Source organism: Mesorhizobium sp. B3-2-1, from assembly GCF_006439515.1.
In the GTDB taxonomy this organism is placed as follows: Bacteria; Pseudomonadota; Alphaproteobacteria; order Rhizobiales; family Rhizobiaceae; genus Mesorhizobium.
This window is the reverse complement of the sequence record NZ_VFTI01000009.1, coordinates 179,845-199,437: the sequence shown is the minus strand read 5'-3', so window position 1 is coordinate 199,437 and position 19,593 is coordinate 179,845. Positions and strand designations below refer to the sequence as shown.

Genomic DNA, 19,593 nt, shown 5'->3' with positions numbered 1-19,593 from the left:
ACTCCCCTACTCCCCTACTCCCCTACTCACCCGTATACCCCGCATGAACCTGATTTATGCCGCGCTGGCCTTCCTGATGGCGCTTGCCCTTGCCCTTGTCGGCGTGACCCGCGTCGGCTCATGGCTGATCGAGCGCCGCGTTCCGCCGATCGGCGAATTCGCCGACATCGACGGCGCCCGCATCCACTATGTCCACATCCCCGCTCCAACCAATGCGGATCTGCCTCCGATCGTCTTCATCCATGGCGCCAGCGCCAATCTTAAAGATCAGATGCTGCCGCTGAGGCCACGGCTCGAAGGGCGGGCCGAAATGCTGTTCCTCGACCGGCCGGGAGCCGGCTGGTCGGGACGCCGTCCCGGCAACAATGAGGATCCGTCGGCTCAGGCCAACACCATCGCCGCGCTCATGGACCGTCTCGACATCAAGAAGGCAATCATTGTCGGCCATTCCTTCGGTGGCGTGGTGACGGCGGCTTTCGGCCGCGAGCATGCGGACAGGACGCTCGGCCTCGTCTTCCTGGCACCGGCAACCCATCCCTGGCCGGGCGGCGCGACGTCCTGGTACTACGACCTGACCACCATTCCGGTGATCGGCCGGCTGTTCTCCGAGACCCTGAGCTATCCTGCGGGAATGTTGCGGATGGCTGATGCCACGACCTGCGTCTTCGCGCCCAACAAGGTGCCCGACGATTATCTCGCCTCAGCCTCGATCCCGCTGGTACTGCGGCCATCGGCCTTTCGCGCCAATGCCACCGACGTGGCCGGGCTCTATCGCTATGCGCTTGGTGCCGCGCCGCACTACAACGAGATCACGGCGCCGACCGTCGTCATTTCGGGCGACCGCGACAAGGTCGTCTATGCGCATATCCATTCCGTTGGCATGGTGCGCGACATCTCAGGCGCCGAGCTCGTCTGGGTGCATAATCTCGGTCACAAACCCGACTGGATCGCCCCCGACCTCGTTGTCGGCGCCATCGGGAAAGTCGCCGGCAAGGATATCGACCTGGAAGCAATCGCCAGGAAGGTGGAAGCCCGGATTGCCGACGACGCCTATGGCGTGGGCAAATGCGCCGACATCAAGGAACCTGAAGCGGAGCTCGCGCCGACCTGATGCCTGCCATCCGAAAACGGTCATCGCAAGACCCCATCAGGACCTGAGCGGCATGTATGTTCTGAAACACGGCATAAAGAGAAACCCCGAAAAACGATGGGCGCTGCCGGATCGCATCTTCTTCGGTCACGGCGCGTGCGCCATTCTCGCCGGCACCTTCCTCAAGCATCCGCCTCTTGAGGGATTTTACGGCGAACGGATCATCCCGGCTGAGAGCTTTTCGGGAAACCATATCTATGTGACCAACGGCATGATCGCTTTCGACTATCACGGCTATTGCGCCCGAGAGCGGTTGCTCGAACATCATGAAAGAGGCTGGGCCTCGCGGAACGCCGGATGGCGTTGCACGATCGCGAAGGTCGATTTCGATCTGCTCGATACGACCGAAATCAACCGTCGAAAGATACTGGGCCCGGATCAGTATCTGTACGACCCTATTCCTCGCGCGCACCGGTTTCTCCAGCGATGAAACCACGCGGAAGCCGCGGCAAGGGCGCTCAGGATCGCAATGAGGTTTGCGGCCGACTACCGGCCGGTTTCCGATCCGACATAGGCGATGCGCAGCATGTTGGTCGATCCCGGGGTCCGCAGCGGCACGCCGGCGGTGATGATGACGCGGTCACCCGGCTTGCCGAAGTCTTCTTCCAGCGCAATGCGGCAGGCGCGGTTGACCATGTCGTCGAGATCGGTGGCGTCTGGCGACACCACGCAATGTGTGCCCCATAAAAGCGACAGCCGCCGCGCCGTGTCGACGATCGGTGACAGCGCGATGATCGGCACCTGCGGGCGCTCACGCGCGGCGCGCAGGCCGGTGGTGCCTGATGCCGTGTAGGTGACGATCGCCGACAGTTTCAGCGTTTCGGCGATTTCGCGGGCGGCCAGCGAAATGGCATCCGCACCGGTCGCTTCCGGCTCCGAACGCTGTGCGTTGATGATGCCGGCATAAGTCGGATCTGTTTCGACTTTGGTGGCGATGCGGTTCATCATGGCAACCGCCTCGACGGGATAGGCGCCCGCCGCCGATTCCGCCGACAGCATGATGGCGTCGGCGCCTTCGAAGACGGCGATCGAGACGTCGGAGACCTCGGCGCGGGTCGGCACCGGGGCGGTGATCATCGATTCCAGCATCTGCGTAGCGACCACCACGGGCTTGCCGGCGCGGCGCGCGGCGCGCGTTATCTGCTTCTGGATGCCGGGCACGGCTTCCAACGGCATCTCGACGCCGAGATCGCCACGGGCGACCATCAGCGCGTCGGACAATTCGATGATCTCGGCCAGCCGGGCGACAGCCTGCGGCTTTTCGATCTTGGCCATGATGAGCGCGCGGCCGCGCGCGATCTTGCGCGCTTCGGCCAGATCTTCCGGCCGCTGCACGAAGGACAGCGCGACCCAGTCGACGCCCGTGGCGAGCACCGCGTCGAGGTCCTTGCGATCCTTCTCGGTCAGCGCGCCGACCGGCAGGTCGGTATCGGGCAGGCTGACGCCCTTCTTGTCGGAAATCGTGGTGCCGGCAATGACGGTACAGACGATCGACTTGCCGTCGCTCTTCACCGCCTTCAGCTCGAGCTTGCCGTCGTCGATCAAGAGGCGATGGCCAGCCTCGACCGAACTCAGGATTTCCGGATGCGGCAGGTAGACCCTGGTCGAGGTGCCAGGCTCGGGATTGTCGTCGAGCGTGAAGGTCTGGCCCAGCGTCAGCACTTCCTTGCCGTTGGCGAATTTGCCGACGCGCAGCTTCGGGCCTTGCAGGTCGGCCAGGATGCCGATCGGCCGGCCGACTTTTTCCTCGACGGCGCGGATGCGTGCGACCAGCGTGCGCATCAGCTCATGATCGGTATGGCTCATATTGATGCGGAAGACATCGGCGCCCGCTTCGAACAGCTTCTTCAGCATCTCCTCGGACGAGGAGGCCGGACCGATGGTGGCGAGGATCTTGACCTTACGGCTACGTCTCATTGACTATTCGTTCCCGGGGCGGCTGGGGCGCCTCCCGTTGCGGGCTCATCGGTGAGCTGGACCATCCAGCTTGCCTGCTCGCCCGTGTCATATTCCTGGAATCCGGCGCGCTGGAAGCCCCGGGCGACGCAGTCGCTTACGCCGGCGATCTTGAACTCTTTTTCAGCCACGCACATGTTGATCGGGCCGTCCCAGCGTCCGCCGCGCTCGGCGTCTTCTGCATAAAGATAGTAAAACCTTGATGACAACGGCCCTTCGATCAACGTCTTGCAGCTCGATCCATCGATGTGCCACCAGCCCTCGGTGATCCAGCCGGCCTTGGCACGATAGCCGATGCCGACACCGACCAGGTTCTGCGTGGCGTTGCAGACGCGGAAATCGGCGTGCGCCGGCGAGGCCACGACCATTGCCGACGCGCCAACGGTCAGGATCAGGAATGGCATGGCAAAGGCTGAGCGCATGCGCTGCCTGCCGGCGCAACCCATTCCAAAACCCCTCAAGAACCACATCAGCATCTCTCTGCGCCCCTTTTCGGAAAAGTCCGGGCGCATGTCAACGCGCCGTTTCAACCAATCCAATCGATTTAGGAAGGCTCCCGGCGCGCCATCCGTCGCCCCTTGCCAGATTTCAGCGGAAACCTTGGCCAAACAACGGCATTGCGCACGCGTCGTCTTCGTGGAATGACGATAGCACCCTCCCCGGAAGCCAGCGAACAGCCCATTTCCCGCCAATGACCCGATCCACAGTTTTCGCGCCATTCGATATTGTCGAGGGCGACCGCAAGCGGGGCATCGTGCTTCTGGCCGATCATGCCCGCCGCGACTTGCCCGAGGAGTATGGCAGCCTGGGGCTGCCATCGGCCGAATTCGGCCGCCATATCGCTTACGACATCGGCGTCGAAGCGGTGACGCGCGAATTGGCGGCCCTGCTGGACGTACCGGCGGTGCTCGCCAATTTCTCGCGGCTGCTGATCGATCCCAACCGGGGAGAGGACGATCCAACCCTCATTCGCCAGCTCTATGACGGCACCGTCATTCCAGGAAATTATCCCATGGCGCCGGAAGAACGCGAAAGGCGGCTTGATCGCTTCTACCGTCCCTATCACGATGCGGTCGGCGCCATGATTGCGTCGGTCGTGCAAGCCACCGGCAAGGCGCCCTTCATCTTCTCGGTGCACTCCTTCACACCGGCCATGCAAGGCAGGCAGCGGCCCTGGCATGTCGGCATCCTCTGGGACAGGGACGACCGGGCGGCGCGACAGCTGATCGACATGCTGGCTGAGGACAAAGACCTCATCGTCGGCGACAACGAACCGTATGACGGCGCGCTGCGCGGCGACACCATGTTCAGGCACGCCATCGTCAATGGCTACGCCCACGCGCTGATCGAAATCCGCCAGGACCTGATAGCAGACCAGCAGGGCACTCTCGCCTGGGCCGAGCGGCTGGCCCCGATCGTTGACGGCATCGACCGCCGTCCCGATATACATGCGGTAAAGATGTTTGGCTCGCGCACCGGGCCGCTATGACGGAGGTTCCGATGACCAAACTCAGCGACGAACAGAAGCGCGACTTCGAGGCCGCTGCCTTTCGCCGGCTGGTGACCCATTTGCGCGAACGTAGCGACGTGCAGAACATCGATCTGATGAACCTCGCCGGTTTCTGCCGCAACTGCCTGTCGAATTGGTATCGCGAGGCTGCCAATGCCGAGGGCGTCGATCTCTCGAAGGACCAGTCGCGCGAGATCGTCTACGGCATGCCCTATGCGCAGTGGCAGGCGCTCAACCAGACAGAGGCTTCGGACGCCAAGAAGGCCGAATTCGAAGCCAGGCGTCCTAGGGATCACTGAGTCCGGTTGGCCCAAATACTTTCCCACAAGAGCGCTTGACTGAAAATTGAATCGATCTAATTTGCCGCGCAAAGCCATTTTCTGACCGGATTCGCCCTATGAACGCGTCGAACGCCATGCAGACTGCCATTCGCGGGCGATGGGCCGTGGCCGCCATTTTCCTCGCCAACGGTTTTCTGACCGGCAGTTGGGCGCCGCAGATTCCGGTGTTCCTGACCAGGCTGGACATCTCGAAATTCACGCTCGGCCTGCTGATCCTTTTGTTTGGCGCCGGCGCGGTCGCCGCCATGACATGGTGCGGCCACCTGATCTCCAGACATGGCTCGCGCACCGTGCTGCGCTGGTTCGGTCTCTGCGGCAGCCTCGGCCTGCTGGTCGTGGCACTGGCGCCCGACGTGCCGCTGGCGGCCGTTGCCATGTTCATCTTCGGCGGCTCGATCGGCGGCATGGATGTCGCCATGAATGCCAATGCGGTGGTGGTGGAACGGCGGCTGGGGCGCGCCATCATGTCCTCCTCGCACGGCTTCTGGAGCCTCGGCGGTTTCGCCGGCGGCGCCCTTGGCGGCTTTGCCATCCAGACCTATGGCCATTTCGCCCATGCCGCGGTGGTGACCGCGCTTGCCTTTGCGGCGATCGCGGCGGCGGTCCCCCATATCGTGGCCGAAAACAGGCCTCAAGCGGCCGAGCACCACAAATTCACTTTGCCGGCAAACCCATTGGTCTACCTGATCGGCCTGATGGCCCTGCTGACGATGATTTCCGAGGGCGCGGTACTCGACTGGGCGGCGCTGTATCTGCGGCAGGAACTCGGCGCCGACCTCGCCGTCGCCGGCTTGGCCTACGCCGCCTTCTCCGGCGTCATGGCGATCATGCGCTTTTTCGGTGATGGTGTCCGCAACCGCTTCGGCGCGGTGACGACGCTGCGCGGATCGGCTGTATTCGCCGCCGCCGGCATGCTGATCGCCGGCCTGTCACCCTCGCCCTGGCTCGTTATCGCGGCCTTTGCGCTTTGCGGCTTCGGCATCGCCAACATGGTGCCGATCATATTTTCGGCCGGCGGCAACCAGGAAGGCATGTCGTCGGGCACCGGCATGAGCGTGGTCACCACCATGGGTTATTCCGGCATTCTGGTGGCGCCGTCGGCGATCGGCTTCGTTGCCGAACATTTCAGCTTCGGCCCGATCTTCATCGCCATGGCGGGCCTGCTGATCGTCGTTCTTTTGATGGCCGGGTTGGCTCACCGCGCCGAATTCGCCCCCGACGCCGCACCTGCCGAATAGCGCCTCAACTCCTCATGGAGAAAGTCGGCCACGCGGCGGATGCGCACGCTGCCGCGCACGTCGCGATGCATGGCGAGCCAGACCGGCAGGGCAGGTAATGGCAGGCCGGGCAACACCTTTTCCACGAGCGGATCGCGGTCTGCCAGCGGCTCCTGGCCAAGACCAATGCCGTTTCCCGCCCGCACCGCTTCCCAGAGCACGATCTGATTATCGGCCCTGAAGCGGAAACTGCTTCGGGTGACCGGAATACCATACTGGGAAAAGCCTCGGATTATCTCGTCGCTGCGATCGAAGCCTATCAGGGCGTGATCGACGAGATCGGCTGGCCCTAGCGGACGGCCGCATCTGTCGAGATAGGATACGGCAGCGCAGGCACGGAGCGCGATATCGCCGACCTTGCGTGCCACCAGTTCGTTCTGCGCCGGCTTGACCATGCGGATGGCGATGTCGGCGTCGCGACGCAGCAGGTTCTCGACCTGGTTCGAGGCAACGATCTCGACCTCGATGCCGGGTTCCTCGATGCCGAGCCTTGCCATCATGTCTGGCAGCACATAGGCCGCCACCACTTCGCTGGCGGCAATCCGCACCGTGCCTTCGATCGCCTCGACCGAGCCCAGCGCGAGCCGTGAAAAGGCACTAGCCTGTTCGCTCACCACCTTGCCCCGTTCGAATAGCGTGGCGCCGGCTTCCGTCAGCGCATAGCCGCTTCGCCCGCGTCGGAACAGCGTGACGCCAAGCGCCTGCTCCAACTCCCCGATGTGACGACCAAGCGTCGGCTGGCTTGCCGACAGCTTTCGCGCCGCGGCCGACAGGCTGCCGGTTTCCGCCACGGTGACGAAGCTCTTGATCAGGTTCCAGTCGATGTCATCCATTCAATAATGAATATTAAAACTGCAATCCTGGTCAATTTCAATTCATAGATGAGGCAATCATATTCACCCTGCAAACACCGATACGGACTGCAACAACCAACCAGGAGTTATCCAATGACCAAGATCGCAATCCTCGGCGCCAATGGCCGGCTCGGCCGCGTGGTTGCCAGAGCCTTCATCGACGCCGGCTTCGACGTCCGCGCCGTCACCCGTACCGGCAAGGTGCCGGCAGAGCTTAAGGGCGCAACGGCGGTTGAAGGCGACGCGCTGGACCGCCAGTCGCTCATCCGCGCCACACAAGGAGTCGACATCATCTTCAACGGCCTGAATCCTATCTACACCGACTGGGGCAAGTGCCTGCCGATGGCGCAGAACGTCATGGCGGCCTGCCATACCAACGGCGCGCTGCACCTCTTCCCCGGCACCGTCTACAATTACGGCTCGCCAATGCCGGCGGTGATCACGGAAGACACACCCTTTCATCCAACCACGGAAAAAGGCCGCATTCGCTGCGCCATGGAGGATTTGTTCTGCCGTGAGGCCGAGGCCGGCCGGGTGCGCACCATTCTTCTGCGCGCCGGCGATTTCTTCGGCGGCACCGGCAGCGGCTCGTGGTTCGACTTGGTCGTCGCCGCCAAGATCAACAAGGGCATCTACACCGCGCCTGGTCCGGCCGATCTTGTGCATGAATGGGCCTATCTGCCGGACTTCGCAGTCGGTTTCGTCGCGCTGGCGCGCAATCTCGACAAGCTCGGCGTCTATGAGGCGCTGAACTTCCCGGGCCATGCCGTCACCGATCTCGATATCAAGACCGCCGCCGAGAAGGCCGTCGGCCATCAGCTCAAAATGACTTCCATGCCCTGGTGGGTGCTGCGCGCCGGCAGCCCGTTCGTGGCAATGTGGCGCGAGATCGTCTCGATGTCATACCTGCGCTTCGAGCCGCACCGGCTGGCTTCGACGCGGCTGGAAGGCATCATTGGAGAAATCCCGCATACGCCGCTCGACCGGGCGGTCGCCGATGCGCTCCAGGATATCGGCATCGCCACCGTGAATGGCGCCGCGGAAGCTGCCTGATTTCCAACGCCGACGGCACTTACAACTTACCCGAAGCTGAAGGCCTTTCGTCCTTTACGAATTGAGGCGGCAGCTCAAAGCCTCCCCATCAACACCAGCACCAGAATCACCACCAGCACCACACCGACAATGCCCGAAGGTCCATAACCCCAGGATCGCGAGTGCGGCCATGCCGGCACCGCTCCGATGAGGACAAGGATCAGGACGATGATGACGATGGTGCTGATCGGCATGACAAATTCCCCGCTCTGCGTTGCTTGCGAGACAATGCTGGGACATCGGCCCTGAGGGAAAATGCCAAAGGCCGCCCGGTTGTTCCGGGCGGCCTTTGGCAGTTAGATCGGGGAGCCGTCTATTCGGCGGCTTTCGGGAAGGCAATTGCCGGCTCGGCGCCTTCATCCGCTGCCGGGGTGTCCGACGAGATCTGGCCCTTGCCACGCCGGAACAGGCGGCTGAACCAGCCGCGCCGCGCACCGGGTTTGATCTTGGCGCGCGTGAACACCATCAGCATCGACGGCGTCACCACCAGCGTCAGGATGGTGGCGAAGGACAGGCCGAAGACGATCGCCGAGGACAGCGAAATCCACCATTGCGTCGACGGCGCATTGATCGTCGTCTCGTGATGGAAGATTTCCAGCCCGAGGCCGAAGGCGATCGGCAGCACGCCGAGAATGGCCGATACCGCCGTCAGCACAACCGGACGCGCACGCTCGCGGCAGGTCTGCAGCACCGCGTCCATCTTGTCCCAGCCTTCCTCGCGCAGCCGGTCATAGGTGTCGATCAGCACGATGTTGTTGTTCACCACCACGCCTGCCAGCGCGATGACGCCGATGCCCGACATGACGATGCCGAACGTCTCGCCTGTTATCAGCAGTCCGAGGAACACGCCGATCGTCGCCATGACGACGCAGGACAGCACCAGCCAGACGCTGGTGAACTTGTTGAACTGCGCCAGCAGCACTAGGAAGATCAGGAAGATCGCGGCCCCGAAGGCCTTGCTGAGGAAGGCGCTGGCTTCCGCGCTGTCCTCGTTCGAGCCGGCCAGTTTCCAGCGTATGCCACTGCCGAGATTCATGTCGGCGACGGCCTGGGTAACCTCCTGCTGAACGGCGGCGACCTGAGCGCCGGCGGCGACGTTGGCCTGCACCACCACGGTGCGGGCACCGTCGATGCGATTGAGGATGCCGACGCTCGGCTTCGCCTTGCGAACGACAAAGTTCGAGATCGGCACCGATCCTTGCGAGGTCTGTACCCTGAGCTCGTCGAGCGTCGACAGCGTGCGCCGGTCCTCGGGCAAGCGCAGCCGGATGTCGACCGCCTTGTCGGCGCCGGCCGGCCGGTATTCCGAGAGCTTCAAGCCATTGGTGACGAGCTGCACCACCGTCCCGACGGAGGTTGGGCTGATGCCATACTGGGCGGCCTTGGCCCGATCGACCTCGAGCGCCCAGTCGACGCCGGGCGGCGGCAAGCCATCGGAGATGTCGATGACGCCGGGCACCTTGGCAATGCGCGCGGCGACGGCGCGCGCCTTCTCGTCCAATCCCTTGGGGTCGATGGCCGAAAGCCTGATCTGGATCGGCTTGCCGGTCGGCGGGCCTGCTTCCGGCACGCGCACCTCGACGTCGACGCCGGGAATGCCGGCCATCACGCCACGCAGGTCGTTCAGGATATCGTTGGCCGATTTGCGCTCGCGCCAGTCGATGAATTCGTACTGGATGACGCCGACGACGTCTTCGGGCACGTCCTGGCCGCCGCCCTGGGACTTGCCGACGCGCGTATAGACCGACTTCACGCCCGGCCAGCCGAGCAGCCGGTTTTCGGCAATCTTGGTCGCGGTATCCATTTCGGCCAGCGAGAGGTTGCCGCGGGCATGCACATAGAGCAGGCCGTAGTCGGGTTCGACGCTCGGGAAGAACTCGACGCCGGCACCATACTTCGAATAGCCAACGAAGATGCCGGCCAGCAAGACGACGGTGAGCACCATCACGGTGATGGGGAAGCGTACTGCCTGCTTGACGACAGCCATGTACCAGCCATCGCGATTGCCTTCCTCGTGATGCTGCGGCGCCTTGGCGAAGATCGCACCCAGCGTCGGCGCGAAGACCAGCGCATAGAGCATCGAGGCCGACAGCGTGACGATCAGCGTGATCGGCATGTACTTCATGAAATCGCCGATGATCCCCGGCCAGAACAGCAGCGGCGAGAAGGCAGCGATACGCGTCATCGTCGCCGCGATGACCGGACCGGCCATGCGCTTGGCGGCGAGCGCGAAGGCTTCCTGCTTCGGCATGCCCTCGCTCATCCGTCGTTCGGCGAACTCGGTGACGATGATGGCATCGTCGACCAGCATGCCGACGGCCAGGATGAGGCTGAACAGCACGATCATGTTGATCGTGTAGCCCATCATGGCCAGCAGCAGGATGCCGATCAGGAAGGATGACGGAATGGCCAGGCCGATGAGCAGCGAGGCACGCCCGGACAGCGCGTAGAGGATGACGATGAACACCAGGATGACGGCGATCATCACGTGGTTCTGCAGATCGCCGAGCAGTTGGTTGACGAAGACCGACTTGTCCTGCGTGTAGGTGACGTGCATGCCTTCCGGCATGGTCTTGACGAAGGTGTCGGACACCTCCCTGACCTTGGTCAGCGTGTCGATCAGATTGGCGCCGATGCGCTTCTTGACCTCGATGGCGATGGCCGGCTTGCCGTTGAGGCGCGTGATCGTCGTGGCATCCGCGAAGGTCGAGCGGATCGTCGCGATGTCCTTGGCCTGAACCACGGCATTGGGACCGGCGACCACGGGAAGTGCGGCCACATCCTCGGGCGTCTCGATCAGCGACGGCACCTTGACGGCGTATTTACCCTGCGAGCCCTCGATGTTGCCGGCGGCGACCAGGCTGTTGGACGCGCCGACGGCGCCGATCAGCTGATCGAGCTGCAAGCCGTAAGACGACAGCTTCATCGGATCGATGACGACTTCGACCAAATCGTCGCGGGACCCTTGCAGGGAACCTTCGAGGACGCCGGGCACTTCCTCGATGCGGTCACGCAGTTCGCGCGCCGCAGCCGCCAGCACGCGTTCGGGCAATTCGCCCGACAGCGTGACGACGAGCACCGGAAATTCGGAAATGTTGACCTCGGTGACGACGGGCTCTTCGGCCGCTTGCGGCAGGTCGGCCTTGCCGTCCTGAACCTTGGAGCGCGTATCCTGCAGTGCCGTCGCCAGGTTCGTCTGCGGCTGGAACTCGACCAGCACATAGCCGCCGCCCTGGAAAGCGGCCGAGCGCATCTCCTTGAGGCCTTTCAGGCTCTTCAGCTTGCTTTCCATCGGCCGCAGCAGAAGGCGCTCGGAATCTTCGGGCGAAATGCCTTGATAGATCAGGCTGACATACATCATCGGAATCGGAACGTCGGGTTCCGCTTCCTTCGGCGTCGACTGATAGGCGACCCAGCCTGCGATCAGCAGGAAGACCAGCACCGAGATGGTCAGGCGGGCATTGTTGATTGCGAGTCTGACGATATCCATGACTTATGCCTGCTGTTGGCTTCGGGAGTGGCGAACGGACATGCTGTCGCCGGGCAAGGCCCGGCGCCGGCGCCCCGCGCTACTGCGTCCCGGCGGTGGCTTCGCCGATCAGCTTGTTGATGGTTGCCTGGTCGGCCTCGACCGGATGAACCTCGTCGCCTTCCTTCACCAGTTCCTGGCCGGCGACGATGATGCGCGCATCGGCCGGGATGCCGCCGAGCACGAGACCGGTCGGCGTGTCGTCGACCAGGTCGATCGGGAAGAATGCCACCTTGTTGTCCGTGCCGACGGCGCGGATGCCGAGATCGCCCTTGTCGCCGAGAGTCACCACCGAGCGCGGCAGCAGGACGGCGTCGGTCGGCAAGGCGCTGAGCTGGATTTCCGCCGTCATGCCGGCCGGCACGGAGCCATCGGCATTGGGGATGGCGATCTCGACACGGAAGGTGCGGGTCGCCGACGAGGCGTCGCGGCTGATATAGCGCACGGTGCCTTCGACGGTCTGGCCACTGACCAGCCGAACGCTGGCCTTGTCACCGATCTTGAGATAGCCGAGGTCGCGCTCGCTGATTTCGCCGCGCGCGATCACAGGATCGAGCTTGAGGATGGTCGCTACCTCGCCGCCCTGCATGACGGAGCTGCCCAGTTCCACCGGCACCCGGTCGATGACGCCGTCAAACGGCGCCTTTACTTCGTTGCGGTCGAGCTCGGCCTGCGCGGTGTCCAACTGGGATTGCGCCAGAGTCAGATTGGAGCGGGCGGTGTCGAGCTGCAGCTTGGGCAAATTGCCGGTCTTCATCAGCCGCAACGACGCGTCCAGCTCGGCCTGGCGCTGCGCGACAAGCTGCTTGGCATTGTCGACCATCGAGATCTTTTCCTCGGCGGCGAGCATCAGCACCAGGTCGCCGGTCTTGACGTGATCGCCTTGCTTGACAGGTAGCTGGTCGATGACGCCGGCGACGCGGGTTGCAAGCACCGCGCGCTTGTCGGCTTCGGTCAGCCCGGAAATGCGGATGGCGCGCGCATAGGTCTTGCGTGGCGGCGTCACCACCGCGACGGTGCGCAGCGGCGCTTTCTGTTCGGCTTCCGCCGCCTTCGGCTTGCTCGCATCCGGCGCCTTGCCCTGCTCGACTTCGGCTGCCTTGGCCTTGTTGGCCGCTACGCTGCCGACCGACGAGAACTCGCCGGTCGCCATCCACGCCGCGAAACCGATGAGCACAACAATGGCTGCAAGCTTGTGAAACCTGATTTTAGGCATCGTCATTTTTCCACTGCGGGTTCGGCCAGCACCGCCTCTTATGACGCGGGCGCGTCGCCGATATGGGTGCGCGCCTGACCGTGTTCAAATTGCCGTGATCGGCGAGCGCGCTTCTACATCAAAGTTGCATCGCAATATAGTCCCAAAGTTGCAGCAGCATTGCATAGCCGGGCAAGGTGTGGTCGCCATGAAACGGTTCTTCGTGACTTGCCTGTCTACTTGACGAAGCGCCCGCTGGCTCGCGATCCGCCCCTGAAACTTCGGCCACGGGCGACCAGCCGCGCTCGCCATGGGTCGTCTCCGGACTACAGCCGCGATCCGCGTCGCGTCGCTGATTGAAGTGCAGGCACAAACCGACGATCGGCGTCAGTGTGATCGGCGAGGGACAATGGTAGCGGCGCCACGACACTCGGCCAAAGAACTGGAATCGCTCGGGAAACGGGACGACGGCCCCTTCGGATCAGGCTGCTTGCCGACCCCGATGCACCGACGTCGGACAGATGCTGAAAGCACCTATGCGCCCGCATTATTGCGTCCCGGACCGCGTGTCATGATACGCCCGACTTCGGGCGCGGCGCGAGACAGGTGCGGGAATACCAGGTGTATTTCGTCCTATTCGCAATTCTGTACCGAGCATTGCGCCCGATGCCACTGAACGCTCCGGGGCAGCGCCATCCGACCGTCAGTGGCAGCAGGCGTCAGCATGATGACGGCTCTTCCGCACGTCAAGGTTGCCGTCACGCCGACAACGCTGGACTGGGCGCTGCTCCGGAGACCCTGTCATGGCTGCCGACAGACGCTGCCGTGGAGCCAGCGCCGTCGGATTCAGGCCCGACGGCGTTCGGCCTCGGGGTTCTTGCGCGCGGCGAGAAATTCCTTGACCCGACGGCCGGGTGCGGGACCGCGTACCGGCTTGAACCCATCATCGAGTTCGCCGGACAGGTCGAGCGTAGCTTGGCTGCCGACGGCATCGTAATTCTCTTCCAGCCAGTCGCTGGCGGCGGTGCGGCCGAGGTCGCGCAGATAGGTCAGGAAGGCCCATTCGGCATTGACCTTGGACGATGCCGACAGATCCTTGAACGCCTCGTCGGCATCGATGCGATGCATGCGGATGTCGCGATATTCGCCATGCGGCAGTCGACCTGCCGCAATCAGTTCCTTGACGAAGGCGATCGAGCGGAATTCGCGCAGAAGCCCGGCATTGAAGGTGATCTCGTCGATGCGGTTCTGGATCTCGTTGGCGCTTCTTGGCGTTCCCTCGCGCACCACCGGATTGATCTGCACCAGAAGCACATCCTCGGTCGCCGCGGTCTTGAAGAACGGGTAGAGCGCCGGATTGCCGCCGTAACCGCCGTCCCAATAGGGCACGCCCTTGATCTCGACGGCGCGGAACAGTTGCGGCAGGCAGGCCGACGCCATCACCGTGTCGAGGTCGATCTCGCCATCGGAAAACACCCGCAACTGCCCTGTCTCGACATTGGTGGCGGAGATGAACAGCTCCATCGACTTGCAGGCGCGGACATTCCCGAAGTCGATCTCCCTTGCGACCACGTCGCGCAACGGATTGAGGCCGAGCGGGTTGGCGACATAGGGCGAAAACACTCGAGACATGGTGTCGAAGAAGACATAGCCCGGCGTGTTCTCGATTGACCAATTGCCCCAGGCGACATCCCACGGCATGCGCTGCACCGGGCTGAACCGGCCCTTTGCCGCCACCGCGTGCCAGAAATCGTCCAGTTTCTGCCTGGCGCCCTCGACTCCGCCGCGCACGAAACCATCGGCCAATGCGACTGCGTTCATGGCGCCGGCGCTGGTACCGGACACCGCCGATATCTCCAGCCTGCCATCCTCCAGCAGCCGGTCGAGCACGCCCCAGGAAAAGGCGCCGTGCGAGCCGCCTCCCTGAAGGGCGATGTTGATCTTCTTCTTTTCCTCCGCCTTGCCGTTCTTCGTCATGGCGTTCCTGTCATCCTGATGCGCCGGCCTGCCCCAACGTCATTGGAAGGAAGCAGCCATGGCCGGCTTATGTTGCAGTGCAGCATATAAGGATGGACCAAGGCAAGAACACGAACACGGTCGCGTGATCACATGAAATTTCGGTGATGCGAAAAGCCCCTCCGCTGCGATGCGGAGGGACCGTAGCCTTTGAAACAGACGGAAAATCTAGGCGACGAGGTCAGGCACCGGCCCGACATAGCGCGACTGCGGACGGATCAGCCGCCCGGTGGTCTGCTGCTCGCGCGCATGCGCGATCCAGCCGGCAACGCGCCCGGCGGCAAAGACATTGCTGAAGGCATCAGGAGGAAATCCCGCCGCTTCCAGCACCAGCGCGGTGTAGAACTCGACATTGGTCTGCAGCGAGCGCTGCGGCTTGGCGACCCGGAGCACGTCGAGCGCCGTTTGCTCGACCGTCTCGGCGAAGGCCAGCCGGCGACCGGTTTCGCCCTCGCCGCCAAGCTTGCGGACCACCGCTTTCAGCACATCGGCGCGCGGATCGCGCACGCGATAGATGCGATGGCCGAAACCCATGATGCGTTCGCCACGGGCGATCTCGCCGCGCAGCCAGCCGGCAGCGTCGCCATGCGCAGCGATGGCGTCGAGCATCTTGATGACCGGGCCGGGCGCGCCGCCATGCAGTGGACCCTTGAGCGCGCCGAGGCCGGCCAGCACCGACGATGTCAGGCCGGCCAAGGTCGAGGCGACAACGCGGGTGGCGAAGGTCGAGGCATTGAGGCCATGGTCGCATACGGTCACCAGATAGGTGTCGAGTGCCTTGGCCAGATCAGGCGACGGGATGGAGCCCCTGAGCATCCTCAACATGTCGGCGGCATGATCGGCCTTGCCGTCGGGTGCGATCGGCTGCTCACCGCACTGCAGGCGCAGCAGCGCAGGCGTCAGCACCGCGGGCGCCGCGATCAGCCGCAAGGCGTCCGTCAGCGTCTCGCCATCCGGCAGCAAGGCCATGCCGGCGCGCATGGCGCTGTAGACATCAAACGGTGCCAGCAAGGGCAGCGCAGGCGCGAGCCGCTCGAACACCTCGACGCGTGCCTCACCCAGTTTTGCCGCCAGTTCGGCGTCGCCAGGCAGACCGTCGAAGAACCCGTCCAGCAGCAGGTGGACGACCTGGGCGTAACTCCATCGTCCAGCCAATTCCCCAAGCGAATGGCCGCGGATCGTCAGGCGACCGCCCAGACCATCGACATCGGACAGCACGGTTTCGGCCGCCACCACATCATCGAGCCCATTCGCCATAGCCTTGTCTCCTTGAAGCTTTTCCCGATGGGAGATAAGGGTGGGCGCCATAAGCATCAATCTTGATCAATAGAATCAACATCTGGCTCGATATGTCCGAATGGTTGTCGCGGGAAGAGGCATTGGAAAGGCTCCGGGTGAGGCCGCAGACGCTTTATGCCTATGTCAGCCGCGGCCGCATCGGCATGCGTCCGGACCGTGCCGACCCGCGCCGCAGCCAGTACCGCGCCGACGATATCGCCGCACTGGCGATGCGGAGGGCGCGCGGGCGGAGCCCTGCGGCCATTGCCGAAAGCGCGATCGCCTGGGGCGAGCCGTCGATCGTCACCGCGATTTCGACCGTCTGGCACGGCCACCTCATTTATCGGGGTCGGGACGCCGCGGCGCTGTCCGACCATGCCACGCTGGAAGAAACCGCTGGGCTGCTCTGGGCCCTGCCCGGCCCGGTCAGTTTCGAAGCGCCGTCGCCAGATGCGCCGCCTCAGATCGGCCGCACCCCGGCCTTTGCGCAACTCGCTCTGCTTGCCGGCCAGGCGCGGCCCTCGCTTGGACGAAGTGCTGCCTTGCTGTGCACTGATGCCGCGCACGCGATCGGCGTGCTGGCCAGCGCCCTTGGTGCCATCGCGGGATCTGAACCAGTGCATCGGCGATTGGCACGGGGCTGGTCGGCGGATGATGGCGGCGCGGAAGCGATCCGCCGTGCCCTTGTCCTGCTCGCCGATCACGAACTCAACGCATCGACCTTCGCAACCCGCGTCGCGGCCTCGACCGGAGCCTCGCCCGCCGCGTGTCTGCTTGCCGGCCTGGCGACACTGTCCGGTCCCCGCCACGGCGGCGCCGGCGAAGCGGTGATGCAACTCGCTGAGGACGCGGCGCGGCACGGCGCCGATGCCGCGATCCGGCGCTGGCTCGGCCATGACCGGCCACTGCCGGGGTTCGGCCATCCGCTCTATCCCGAGGGCGATCCCCGGGCCGCAGCGCTTCTGGCCTCCCTCGACAACACCGACGAGGCGTTGCAATCGCTGCAAGCCGCCGCCATTGCCGCGACAGGCGCCCAACCGAACATCGACTTTGCCCTGGCCGTGCTGACGCGCGGCCTTGGCTTGCCGCGCGATGCACCATTCCACCTGTTCGCGCTTGGACGCAGCGTCGGCTGGGCCGCGCACATGGTCGAACAGATCGCGAGCGGCAGCAGCATCAGGCCGCGCGGCCGCTATGAGGGATTGCTGGGCTGAATGTCGTGAGCGCTATGCGCTTACGACATCGTGTCGAGCTTGCGCTGCATGGCCGCGATCTGATCCTTCAGCTGTTGCAGATCGTCCGGCTTTTCCGGCGTTTCCTTCCTGGCCGGCTCGGCGGGAGCCGCGGCAGGCGCCGACGAGCCCGGGGGCGGAAAAGGCGTGAACAGCCGCATTGCGTTCTGGAACATTTCCATGTTGCGGCGCGTCTGTTCTTCCAGCGCCTTGATCGGCGTCGCCATCTTCATCACGTCGAGCGGCGACTTGCCGATGGCGCCCTTCATCTGTTCGCGGAACCGCTCTTGTTCCTTGGAGAAGGCGATCATCGACTGTTCGAGGAAGCTGGGCACGATCATCTGCATCTGGTCGCCGTAGAAGGCGATCAACTGGCGCAGGAACGGGATAGGCAGCATGTTCTGCCCGTCCTTGTTCTCCAGCTCGAAAATGATCTGGGTCAGCACGGGATGCGTGATGTCATCACCGGTCTTGGCGTCCTGGACCGTGAATTCCTCGCCCTTCTTGACCATCTCGGCCAGATCCTCGAGCGTCACATAGGTGCTCGTCCCCGTATTATAGAGGCGGCGGTTGGCGTATTTCTTGATAATGATCGGGTCGTCTTTTGCGGCCATCTGCATCCTCCCCGGACACCGGCACGCCTGAGTAAGCAGCCGGTAACGATTGCGCCCTTTTTGAGGATATGCGCAAAAGCCTCATAATTCCAAGCAGTTTGTGCAGTGCGGGATAATATAATGCTGCATGGCAGGCTAAATATGCTGCGCAGCACCGGCCAGACCGCCGGCGCCACGAGGCGAGGTCTGCTTGCGGCGCATCGGCGCCATGCCGATTTCCGGTTTGACTTGGGGTTGGGAAAGGGCAAGAAAAGTCCTCAACGGCACAACAACACCCTTGAAGTCTGGAGAAGAAAATGTCCGCTTCCATCGTCATTGCCAGCGCCGCGCGCACGGCCGTAGGCTCCTTCAACGGCGCCTTCGCCGCCACGCCCGCGCATGAACTCGGCGCCGTCGTCGTCAAGGAACTTTTGACGCGTGCCGGTGTCGAGGCGGCCGAGGTCGACGAGGTCATCCTCGGCCAGGTGCTGACCGCGGCGCAAGGCCAGAACCCGGCTCGCCAGGCCTCGATCCTGGCCGGCCTGCCCAAGGAGACCACCGCCTGGGGCCTTAACCAGGTTTGCGGCTCTGGCCTGCGCGCCATCGCGCTCGGCATGCAGCAGATCGCCACCGGCGACGCCAAGGTGATCATCGCCGGCGGCCAGGAATCGATGTCGCTGTCGCCGCACGCCGAGCACCTGCGCGCCGGCGTCAAGATGGGCGACTACAAGATGATCGACACCATGATCAAGGACGGGTTGTGGGACGCCTTCAATGGCTACCACATGGGCAACACCGCCGAGAACGTCGCCCGCCAGTTCCAGATCACCCGCGACGACCAGGACCAGTTCGCGCTGGCCTCGCAGAACAAGGCCGAGGCCGCGCAGAAGGCCGGCAAGTTCAAGGACGAGATCGTCGCCTTCACCATCAAGGGCAAGAAGGGCGACACCATTGTCGACCAGGACGAGTACATCCGCCACGGCGCCACGATCGATGCTATGACCAAGCTGAAGCCGGCCTTCGACAAGGACGGCACGGTGACCGCGGCCAACGCCTCCGGCATCAATGACGGTGCTGCCGGTGCGCTGCTGATGAGTGAAGCGGAAGCCGCCAGGCGCGGCATCACCCCGCTGGCGCGGATCGCGTCCTGGGCAACCGCCGGCGTCGATCCGGCGATCATGGGCACCGGACCCATTCCCGCCTCGCGCAAGGCATTGGAAAAGGCCGGCTGGTCGGCAGGGGATCTCGACCTTGTCGAGGCCAACGAGGCGTTCGCCGCACAGGCCTGCGCCGTCAACAAAGACATGGGCTGGGATCCCTCGATCGTCAACGTCAATGGCGGCGCCATCGCCATCGGCCACCCGATCGGCGCCTCGGGCGCCCGCATCTTCAACACGCTGGTCTTCGAGATGCGCCGACGCGGCGCCAAGAAGGGTCTCGCCACCCTATGCATCGGCGGCGGCATGGGCGTCGCCATGTGTGTGGAGGCTCTCTGATAGATTTTGGGCGGGCGGCGCAAGCCGCCCGGTTCATATGTAGTGCCTGTGGCAAATCCAGTGCCTGCCAAGCC

At 63.9% G+C, this 19,593-nt stretch carries 17 protein-coding genes; 8 read left to right on the top strand and 9 right to left on the bottom strand.

Translation table 11 applies throughout. The features are described 5' to 3' along the window. Window positions 1–43: 43 nt before the first annotated feature. Window positions 44–1,111 carry an alpha/beta hydrolase gene (locus FJW08_RS12360; RefSeq protein WP_140810765.1) on the top strand — a complete coding sequence of 356 codons (1,068 nt, stop codon included), beginning with the start codon at window positions 44–46 and terminating at the stop codon, window positions 1,109–1,111. A 52-nt stretch (window positions 1,112–1,163) separates the two neighbouring features. Beyond that, on the top strand, window positions 1,164–1,580 hold the full coding sequence (locus tag FJW08_RS12355) for a hypothetical protein (RefSeq protein WP_140810764.1): 417 nt from the start codon (window positions 1,164–1,166) through the stop codon (window positions 1,578–1,580). A 56-nt stretch (window positions 1,581–1,636) separates the two neighbouring features. Here FJW08_RS12355 and pyk read toward each other — a convergent pair whose 3' ends face one another. Both pyk and FJW08_RS12345 read right to left on the bottom strand, forming a co-directional pair. Then, window positions 1,637–3,067, bottom strand: a complete 1,431-nt coding sequence (gene pyk / locus FJW08_RS12350) for a pyruvate kinase (protein WP_140754659.1) — start codon at window positions 3,065–3,067, stop codon at window positions 1,637–1,639. Beyond that, window positions 3,064–3,510, bottom strand: a complete 447-nt coding sequence (locus FJW08_RS12345; protein ID WP_246682314.1) for a DUF1036 domain-containing protein — start codon at window positions 3,508–3,510, stop codon at window positions 3,064–3,066. Before FJW08_RS12345 ends, pyk begins: the two co-directional genes overlap by 4 nt. A gap of 287 nt (window positions 3,511–3,797) precedes the next feature. Here FJW08_RS12345 and FJW08_RS12340 point away from each other — a divergent pair, with 287 nt between their 5' ends. From FJW08_RS12340 to FJW08_RS12330, 3 genes are all read left to right on the top strand, one after another. Further along, window positions 3,798–4,595 (top strand): N-formylglutamate amidohydrolase, encoded by a 798-nt coding sequence (locus FJW08_RS12340; protein WP_140810763.1) that lies wholly within the window; start codon window positions 3,798–3,800, stop codon window positions 4,593–4,595. An 11-nt stretch (window positions 4,596–4,606) separates the two neighbouring features. Then, window positions 4,607–4,915: a DUF1244 domain-containing protein gene (locus FJW08_RS12335; protein ID WP_140810762.1), complete on the top strand. Its 309-nt coding sequence runs from the start codon at window positions 4,607–4,609 to the stop codon at window positions 4,913–4,915. Between the two features lie 98 nt (window positions 4,916–5,013). Continuing rightward, window positions 5,014–6,195, top strand: a complete 1,182-nt coding sequence (locus tag FJW08_RS12330) for an MFS transporter (RefSeq protein WP_140810761.1) — start codon at window positions 5,014–5,016, stop codon at window positions 6,193–6,195. Here FJW08_RS12330 and FJW08_RS12325 read toward each other — a convergent pair. Beyond that, window positions 6,153–7,067 (bottom strand): LysR family transcriptional regulator, encoded by a 915-nt coding sequence (locus FJW08_RS12325; protein ID WP_140810759.1) that lies wholly within the window; start codon window positions 7,065–7,067, stop codon window positions 6,153–6,155. The two genes, FJW08_RS12330 and FJW08_RS12325, sit on opposite strands and share 43 nt — an antisense overlap. A 114-nt stretch (window positions 7,068–7,181) precedes the next feature. On the opposite strand from FJW08_RS12325, the gene FJW08_RS12320 reads away from it, so the two are divergent. Further along, complete coding sequence (locus tag FJW08_RS12320) at window positions 7,182–8,141, top strand: SDR family oxidoreductase (protein WP_140810758.1); 960 nt, start codon at window positions 7,182–7,184, stop codon at window positions 8,139–8,141. 74 nt (window positions 8,142–8,215) lie between these two features. Here the strand turns inward: FJW08_RS12320 and FJW08_RS12315 are convergent, their stop codons facing one another. The 5 genes from FJW08_RS12315 to FJW08_RS12295 all read right to left on the bottom strand — a co-directional run bounded on the left by FJW08_RS12315 (window position 8,216) and on the right by FJW08_RS12295 (window position 16,177). After that, window positions 8,216–8,374: a DUF3309 family protein gene (locus FJW08_RS12315; protein WP_140810757.1), complete on the bottom strand. Its 159-nt coding sequence runs from the start codon at window positions 8,372–8,374 to the stop codon at window positions 8,216–8,218. Between the two features lie 119 nt (window positions 8,375–8,493). Continuing rightward, window positions 8,494–11,670: an efflux RND transporter permease subunit gene (locus tag FJW08_RS12310; protein WP_140810756.1), complete on the bottom strand. Its 3,177-nt coding sequence runs from the start codon at window positions 11,668–11,670 to the stop codon at window positions 8,494–8,496. 79 nt (window positions 11,671–11,749) lie between these two features. After that, a complete protein-coding gene (locus tag FJW08_RS12305) occupies window positions 11,750–12,925 on the bottom strand; it encodes an efflux RND transporter periplasmic adaptor subunit (RefSeq protein ID WP_140810755.1) in 1,176 nt (391 codons plus the stop codon). Window positions 12,926–13,750: 825 nt separating this feature from the next. Beyond that, window positions 13,751–14,881 carry a patatin-like phospholipase family protein gene (locus tag FJW08_RS12300; RefSeq protein ID WP_140810754.1) on the bottom strand — a complete coding sequence of 377 codons (1,131 nt, stop codon included), beginning with the start codon at window positions 14,879–14,881 and terminating at the stop codon, window positions 13,751–13,753. 207 nt (window positions 14,882–15,088) lie between these two features. Then, window positions 15,089–16,177 (bottom strand): citrate synthase/methylcitrate synthase, encoded by a 1,089-nt coding sequence (locus tag FJW08_RS12295; RefSeq protein WP_140810752.1) that lies wholly within the window; start codon window positions 16,175–16,177, stop codon window positions 15,089–15,091. Window positions 16,178–16,269: 92 nt separating this feature from the next. Here FJW08_RS12295 and FJW08_RS12290 point away from each other — a divergent pair, with 92 nt between their 5' ends. Continuing rightward, window positions 16,270–17,412, top strand: coding sequence for a citrate synthase (locus FJW08_RS12290; RefSeq protein ID WP_140810779.1), 1,143 nt, complete (start codon window positions 16,270–16,272; stop codon window positions 17,410–17,412). Window positions 17,413–17,432: 20 nt separating this feature from the next. Here FJW08_RS12290 and phaR read toward each other — a convergent pair whose 3' ends face one another. After that, window positions 17,433–18,044, bottom strand: coding sequence for a polyhydroxyalkanoate synthesis repressor PhaR (gene phaR / locus FJW08_RS12285; RefSeq protein WP_140754682.1), 612 nt, complete (start codon window positions 18,042–18,044; stop codon window positions 17,433–17,435). 296 nt (window positions 18,045–18,340) lie between these two features. On the opposite strand from phaR, the gene FJW08_RS12280 reads away from it, so the two are divergent. Next, a complete protein-coding gene (locus FJW08_RS12280) occupies window positions 18,341–19,519 on the top strand; it encodes an acetyl-CoA C-acetyltransferase (protein ID WP_140754684.1) in 1,179 nt (392 codons plus the stop codon). Window positions 19,520–19,593 lie beyond the last annotated feature (74 nt).